At 43.3% G+C, this 7,626-nt stretch carries 7 protein-coding genes; all 7 read left to right on the plus strand.

The annotated features are described in order from the left end of the window. Positions 1-158: 158 nt before the first annotated feature. The 7 genes from IM475_RS07105 (at position 159) to IM475_RS07135 (ending at position 7,003) form a co-directional block, all read left to right on the plus strand. A complete protein-coding gene (locus IM475_RS07105) occupies positions 159-458 on the plus strand; it encodes a hypothetical protein (protein WP_287727125.1) in 300 nt (99 codons plus the stop codon). A gap of 527 nt (positions 459-985) precedes the next feature. Beyond that, positions 986-1,354, plus strand: coding sequence for a GxxExxY protein (locus tag IM475_RS07110; RefSeq protein WP_002736595.1), 369 nt, complete (start codon positions 986-988; stop codon positions 1,352-1,354). Between the two features lie 425 nt (positions 1,355-1,779). Further along, complete coding sequence (locus IM475_RS07115) at positions 1,780-4,338, plus strand: CHAT domain-containing protein (protein WP_287727126.1); 2,559 nt, start codon at positions 1,780-1,782, stop codon at positions 4,336-4,338. Between the two features lie 126 nt (positions 4,339-4,464). Next, positions 4,465-4,719, plus strand: coding sequence for a hypothetical protein (locus IM475_RS07120; RefSeq protein WP_287727127.1), 255 nt, complete (start codon positions 4,465-4,467; stop codon positions 4,717-4,719). After that, positions 4,712-5,014, plus strand: coding sequence for a DUF3181 family protein (locus IM475_RS07125; protein WP_149978261.1), 303 nt, complete (start codon positions 4,712-4,714; stop codon positions 5,012-5,014). Before IM475_RS07120 ends, IM475_RS07125 begins: the two co-directional genes overlap by 8 nt. Positions 5,015-5,097: 83 nt before the next feature. Beyond that, positions 5,098-6,183 carry an alanine dehydrogenase gene (gene ald, locus IM475_RS07130; RefSeq protein ID WP_287658124.1) on the plus strand — a complete coding sequence of 362 codons (1,086 nt, stop codon included), beginning with the start codon at positions 5,098-5,100 and terminating at the stop codon, positions 6,181-6,183. Between the two features lie 40 nt (positions 6,184-6,223). After that, positions 6,224-7,003 (plus strand): HNH endonuclease, encoded by a 780-nt coding sequence (locus IM475_RS07135; RefSeq protein WP_287727128.1) that lies wholly within the window; start codon positions 6,224-6,226, stop codon positions 7,001-7,003. Positions 7,004-7,626: the final 623 nt, after the last annotated feature.

Raw genomic sequence — 7,626 nt, forward strand, 5'->3', positions numbered from 1 at the left:
AATTAAAGCAGCTCTAAAGAGTTTTGAGTTAAAAGTTAAACTTCAAGTTTTCATTCAGGACGAATGTACTGATTAACTAATTTTTTGGGGAAAATTAGTTAACCAATCATTATAACATATAATTAATTTGCAAGAGTTCTAATCTACCCATTGCCCAAGTGACACAATTAACCTTAGAGGGAGAAACCATCATCAGTATTCCCGAAAACCCGATAATTGTGATTCAGGGAGAGGACAAGCGATGTGGTTCGGTTTATGCTGTACCGCGCCGTTTTGAGCATTTGAGTTTGGTGGAAAAGCAAAAGCGTAAGCAGGTAGAGATTAACTTATCAGATTTGCCTCCAGAGATGCAAAGAGAGTTAACTCAGAAAGGGGCTTATGGTTATGTGTTGAAACAGTTAGAATTTGCTAATGGCGAGTTAAAAGCGGCAGGAGTGTTGCGTTGTCGGGCAAATTAATCACCAAAATTATGTCAATAAAAATCAGTATCAGGATTTTTAGGATTAAGGGATTAACAGGATTAGGTGACTTGTGAAGAGTCTATAATTAAAGGATAAAAAGACTATAATATCCATCCTGAAAATCCTCCAATCCTCAAAATCCTGATACTGGCATTGAGGATTAAAGGATTAACAGGATTAGGTGACTTGTGAAGAGTCTATAATTAAAGGATAAAAAGACTATAATATCCATCCTGAAAATCCTCCAATCCCCTAAATCCTGAGATCAGGATTTTTAGGATTAAAGGATTAACAGGATTAGGTGACTTGTGAAAAGTCTATAATTAAAGGATCATAAAGAATATTATATCTATCCTGAAAATCCTCCAATCCTCAAAATCCTGATACTGGCATTGAGGATTAAGGGATTAACAGGATTAGGTGACTTGTGAAAAGTCTATAATTAAAGGATGCAGGGAATAGGACACCCACCCCCAACCCTATCCTGAAAATCCTCCAATCCTAAAAATCCTGATACTGGCATTATGGAATTAGACGAAATCACCTATAAAATTATTGGTTGTTGTATGAAAATCCATCGAACACTGGGGAATGGGTTTCAAGAAGTCATCTATCAAAGATGTCTCGATATTGAATTAGGAAAAACAGGATTAACCTTTGAAAGAGAAAAAGAACAACTTATCTTTTATGAAGGAATACAAGTCGGAACAAGACGCGCTGATTTTACCGTAGAAGGAAAAGTCATTGTCGAATTAAAAGCGGTAATTCGCCTAGAAGCTGTCCATCTTGCACAAGCAAAAAATTACGTCGTTGCTTATAATTTCCCTGTTGGTCTATTAATTAACTTTGGCGCAACCAGTTTAGAATATAAAAAGATATTTAATAATAGATAACAAATATCAGTATCAGGATTTAGAGGATTAAGGGATTAACAAGATTAGGTTATTGGCAAGGAGTAGATAATTAAAGGATCATAAAGAACATTATATCTATCCTGAAAATCCTCAAATCCTCAAAATCCTGATACTGGCATTGAGGATTAAGGGATTAACAGGATTAAGTTATTGGCAAGGAGTAGATAATTAAAGGATCATAAAGAATATTATATCTATCCTGAAAATCCTCAAATCCTCAAAATCCTGATACTGGGATTGAGAATTAAGGGATTAACAGGATTAAGTTATTGGCAAGGAGTAGGATAATTAAAGGATCATAAAGAACATTATATCTATCCTGAAAATCCTCCAATCCTCAAAATCCTGATACTGGCATTATTGAGATAATATAAAGAATCATTTGAGTCTGGCGAGGGGAAGCAATGAAGACAGGTTTAGGGATATTACTCAGTCTAGGGCTAGTCGTAACAGCGCCGCATTTGACGGTTATAGCTTCCCCCCTATTGGTGCAGACGGATTTACGTCAAGAAGCAGATCAATTACGTCAAGAAGGATTTGAATTGTTCCAGTCGGGAACATTAGAAGGCTATCAGGGGGCATTAGGGAAGTGGCAACAGGCATTAAAGCTTTATCAGCAACTCGACAGTAAATTAGAGCAAGCATTAGTCCTCACCGGTTTAGGGCGTATCTATGATGATTTAGGAGAAAAACAAAAGGCTTTAGACTACTACCAACAGGCTTTACCCTTATGGCGGGCGGTGGACGCTACCGAAGGCACGCAAAGCGCACGCGCGGGGGAAGCCACTACTCTCAATAATATTGGTCTTGTCTATGATGATTTAGGAGAAAAACAAAAGGCTTTAGACTACTACCAACAGTCCTTACCCTTAAGACGGGCGGTGGGCGATCGCTCTGGGGAAGCCACTACTCTCAGTAATATTGGTGCTGTCTATTCTGCTTTAGGTGAGAAAAACAAGGCATTAGACTACTACCAACAGGCTTTATCCTTATGGCGGGCGGTGGGCGCTGCCGAAGGCACGCAAAGCGCCCGCTCGGGGGAAGCCGCTACTCTCAATAATATTGGTCTTGTCTATGATGATTTAGGGGAAAAACAGAAGGCATTAGACTATTACCAACAGGCTTTATCTCTATCGCGGGCGGTGGGCGATCGGGAGGGGGAAGCCACTACTCTCAATAATATTGGTGATGTCTATTCAGATTTAGGGGAGAAACAGAAGGCTTTAGACTACTTCCAAGAGTCCTTACCTCTATCACGGGCGGTGGGCGATCGCTCTGGGGAAGCCAATACCCTCAATAATATTGGTGGTGTCTATTCAGATTTAGGGGAGAAACAGAAGGCTTTAGACTACTACCAACAGGCTTTACCCTTAAGACGGACAGTGGGCGATCGCAAAGGGGAAGCCATTACTCTCAATAATATTGGTTTTGTCTATCGAGAGCAAAGAAAACCAGAAGTGGCGATTAACTCTTGGGAACAATCCGCTAATCTGATTCTGGAGCTACGGCGGGGGGTTAGCCGTTCCTTGCGGGCAACTTTCCTAGAAACCAATCGCGGGACAAGCGCCGCTTTAGTGGATCTCCTCATTCGCCAGAATTCCCCTCAGAAAGCCTTTGAATGGGCAAATCTCAGCACCACTTTTGACCTCGTGGATTACGATCGCCTTGCGGGAACGGAAGGACAAGTCAAAAATCCTGTCGCCAATCAAGCTTATCAGGAGTGGAAAGCACAGGCACGGCAACTGGAAGCCCTGCGCCAAGAATTACAAACCAACTTCAGCGACACCCTCTCCCAACAAGTCCGGCAACAAGAAGCCGCCCTCAGGGAACAAGCGGAAATCCTTGTGGAAAAATACCCCGAATTAGCCGATTTACTGGAAATTACCCCCACCGACCTCGCCCAACTGCAAGCCAACCTACCTGCTAATACCACTCTCCTCCAACCCGTCCTACTCACAGGGACAGATAACGTTGAACATACCGTTGCCCTCTTTATCCTCACCCGTACCACCCTTAAGGTTCAGCAAGTTCCCGTCCCTAAAGATCTTAATGAGCGTCTGCAACGCTACGCCAGCCAACTGGAAAGCGACCTAGAAATCGTTGATCGCGCCCTCAGTTCCCAACTCTATGACCTGCTGATTCGTCCCATTGAAGGCCAAATTGCCCCGAATCAAACCCTGGCCATCATTGCCACGGGTGCTTTGCAAAGAATCCCCTTTGAAACCCTCTACGACAACCAAACCCAACAGTATCTCCTGCAAAAATATCCCATTCACTACCTCACCCGTCTGAGTAAAGTGCAGCCCCAACCCACGCCGAAAGTCAATAATCCTAGTGTCCTCGTCTTTGCTAATCCCCGTCCTACCCAAGTCGAATTAATCGGCACAGAAGCTCAAGCCGACTTTCTGCAAAAAACCTATGCCAACAGCCAAATCTACAAACACCAACAAGCCACCCTCGACGCCTTTTTAAGTCAATCGCCTCGGTTTCCTATTCTGCACTTAGGCACTCATGGTTGTTTCCGTCCAGAGGGGTGTCCTAGCCTAGGCATGAAAGCGAATACCCTACTGTTTGCCAACAAGAGAGAGTATGAACTCAAAGATGCCGTGAAACTGGGACTGCAAAACACCGAATTGATTACTATTGGCGCTTGTGAAACGGCGCGGGAAGTGGATGGAGTCGGTTTGGCGGGTTTGGCCTACGTTTGGGAAAGAGCGGGGGCGAAAACCACCCTCGCCAGTCTTTGGAATGCCACCGATTTTGTGCAATATTCCCAACAAAACAGCCCAGAATTGCCCACGGCGGCGATTTTAAATCAATTTTATACTAATTTACAACAGGGCATGACCAAAGCGGAAGCCCTCCGTCAAGCAAAACTCGCCCATATTGACCTTCATCCTTTCTTTTGGGCGGCGTTTATCCTGATTGGAGATGGTCAAGCGGTGGGAGCAAGTGGCAGGTAGCAGGGAGCAGGGGGATCGCCACCCCCCTTATCAAGGGGGGCAGGGGGGATCAAAGACAAAATCTATTGGCTAAAAAAACGGTACACTGATAATTGATAACTGATAATTGATAACTGATCACTGCTTATGCCTCCCCGTTGGCCCCGTCAACCCGATCGCAAAAACGATCCCGCTTTCCGACTTTTAGATGATCGCATGAATTTCGCCGTTCATGTAGCGGGTTTTTTAGCGATTAATTCAGGGTTGTGGTTTTTTCATATCATTAAATTCTCCGATTGGACTTGGTTAAATCTGTTCACGGGAATTTGGGCTATTCTACTGGTGGGACATTTGATTTATATAGCGGCGATCGCTAACTACTCGGTAACATCCCATGGCTAACACAACTCAGGACATCGAAAATCTGGCGGCCCAAATCGGCGACAATATCTACATTGACGTGGCTAAATGGCATCTCTATCTCCGGGAAGCACATTTACACAGCGTCGTTGCCGAAAAAGTCTTCCCTTTGCTCGAAAACGACAGTTTAAGTGAGAATGCAGTCATGTCTATCCTGCGGGAGATTAAAGTCACCCTCGGAGGTGGTCATCTGCAAGTTTCTCTAGCGGATTTGTTACCCACCAAATGTCAGGTGGATTTAATCGATTTGCTGGAAGAATACCAAAAAAGTCGCTAAAATTCCTCAATAGTATGCCCGATAACTGGCAGACTAGGACTAACAGGCTAAAGTAGTTAGAAATAGTCCCCCAGAAGCAAACCATGGAAATAGGTGTTCCCAAAGAGATTAAAGATCAAGAATTTCGCGTCGGTTTGAGTCCCAGTAGTGTGCGTGTACTCAATGATCGCGGTCACAGGGTATTTGTGGAAACGGCCGCCGGATTGGGTGCTGGATTCAGCAATGAGGATTACCAAAAAGCTGGGGCCAAAATTGTGGAAAAAGCGGCACAAGTTTGGGATAAACCGCTAGTTGTCAAGGTCAAAGAGCCGCTTAAGGCAGAATACGGCTTTTTAAATAAAGAAGCTCTCCTATTCACCTATTTACACCTAGCGGCCGAGCGCTATTTAACGGAAGCATTAATCGAGTCGGGAACAACTGCGATCGCTTATGAAACGGTCGAGCTTGCCGATGGTCGCTTGCCTCTCTTAACTCCCATGAGTGTTATTGCCGGTCGTCTTTCGGTACAATTTGGGGCCCGCTATCTGGAAAAACAACAGGGGGGTAGAGGAGTTTTACTGGGGGGTTTCCCCGGGGTGAGTCCTGGACAAGTGGTTATCCTTGGCGGTGGTGTGGTGGGTACGGAAGCGGCCAGAATTGCCATCGGTATGGGGGCAAAAGTAACTATTTTAGATATTAACGTCGAGCGCTTGGCCTATTTAGAGACTTTATTCGGTTCGCGGGTAGAATTGCTTTATAGCAGCTCGGCACAATTAGAAAATGTGGTTCCTAAGGCCGATTTATTGATTGGGGCAGTGCTAGTCTTAGGAAAACGAGCGCCTACGCTGGTTTCTCGCTCTTTAGTCGCCAAAATGAACCCTGGTTCTGTAATTGTCGATGTGGCAGTGGACCAAGGCGGCTGCGTGGAAACCCTGCGGGCCACTTCCCACAGTCAACCGACCTACCTGGAGTCGGGAGTAGTACATTATGGGGTGCCTAATATGCCTGGAGCAGTACCCTGGACTGCAACCCAAGCTTTAAATAATAGTACCCTACCCTACGTTATTAAATTAGCCGACCATGGGATAAAAGCTTTGGAGCAAGATGTTTCCCTCGCTAAGGGGTTAAATGTCGCCAATCATCGGTTAATTCATCCAGCAGTGCGCGAAGTTTTTCCCGATTTGATTTGAGCAGTAATTTCAGGGCTGATGGTGGTATTTTTTAGGGGCTATGACTAAGAATTTATGGACAAGGGATGAGCTGCTGATCGCTCTCAATTTATACTATAAATTTCCCTATGGACAATTCCACACCAATAATCCTGTTATTATCGAAGTCGCTCAAAAGTTACAGCGAACACCATCGGCCCTGGTGATGAAATTATGTAATTTTGGTTCTCTCGATCCCAGGCATCAATTGCGAGGAGTACAGGGGTTAAAAGGTATCAGTAAAGCTGATCGGCAAATCTGGCAGGAGTTCGAGGATAACTGGACAGAATTAGCCCTAGAAAGTGAGGAAAAATTACAGGTTCTTTTAGGAGGTATCAACGAACAGCAAGAGGATTTTACTAGACTTGATTTTTCGGAAAAGATCAAAACAGAAACCGAGGCAATCAGAAAAGTTAGAATCGGACAAAACTTTTTTAGAAAGACAATTTTAGCCCTATATAACTATCGTTGCTGTATTACAGGAAATCCCATTCCTCTGTTACTAACAGCTAGTCATATATTACCCTGGAGTCAATTTCCTGAACAGCGTTTAAACCCTCATAATGGCTTGTGCCTAGCTCGTACTCATGATACTGCTTTCGATCGAGGTTTAATTAGTTTCGATGAGGATTTAAGATTAATTATTGGCCATGAGATCGAAAAAAAGGCTCAGGATCAAGGTAGCGAGACGTTAGCACTAAATTTTATCAACTATCGCGGTAAAACTTTAAATGTTCCCGCTCGCTTTTCACCAGATTTGGATTTTTTAAACTATCATCGCTATCATATATTTCAGGGCTAAAAATAGGATAAGGTAAATTAAATTCTCAATTACATTACTTTGTTTATAATTGAGTTTGTCTAAAACATTTTTGCAATTATGGAATTTAATGACTATCCTGTTCTCGTCAGCTTGTATGTAAAGTTTTATGTACGGATTCAACATTTCTGACCTATGCGGTTATCTATATTTTTCTCAAAAATAAGGAAATCATACTAAATCCGTTGAGTATAGGCTACATATCAGGAGAGGCAATAGGCACTCTTGCAAGAGGCAAAAGTGGCAATAAATAATCAGTCTTTAATATAGCGGTAAGCGCTTGAGTGAGATACAGACCAAGCCTTGCCTAGCATGGTTTATAGCTCGTGACACTGTACCTAATACGACTGCACACCGCTATAACCAGATTTAGTATTAAGATAAAATTATTGTACTATCAACGGAGAGCGCTTAAGAAAACTTACTCACAGGGATTTTACCAAAATGTCTAACGAAACCGTTACTTAGGGTTTGCTGAATAAATCTAAAAACCTTGTTGGGTAAGACTTTTAGACTTTTTTCCCCTCAAAAAGTGCCAGCACTTGGAGTGATCGGGGGGAAAATCCCTGGACTTTTTCCCTGAAAATTAGGTAGTTGACCACCTG

Origin of the sequence: Microcystis sp. M061S2, from assembly GCF_020245605.1 — a bacterium.
In the GTDB taxonomy this organism is placed as follows: domain Bacteria; phylum Cyanobacteriota; class Cyanobacteriia; order Cyanobacteriales; family Microcystaceae; genus Microcystis.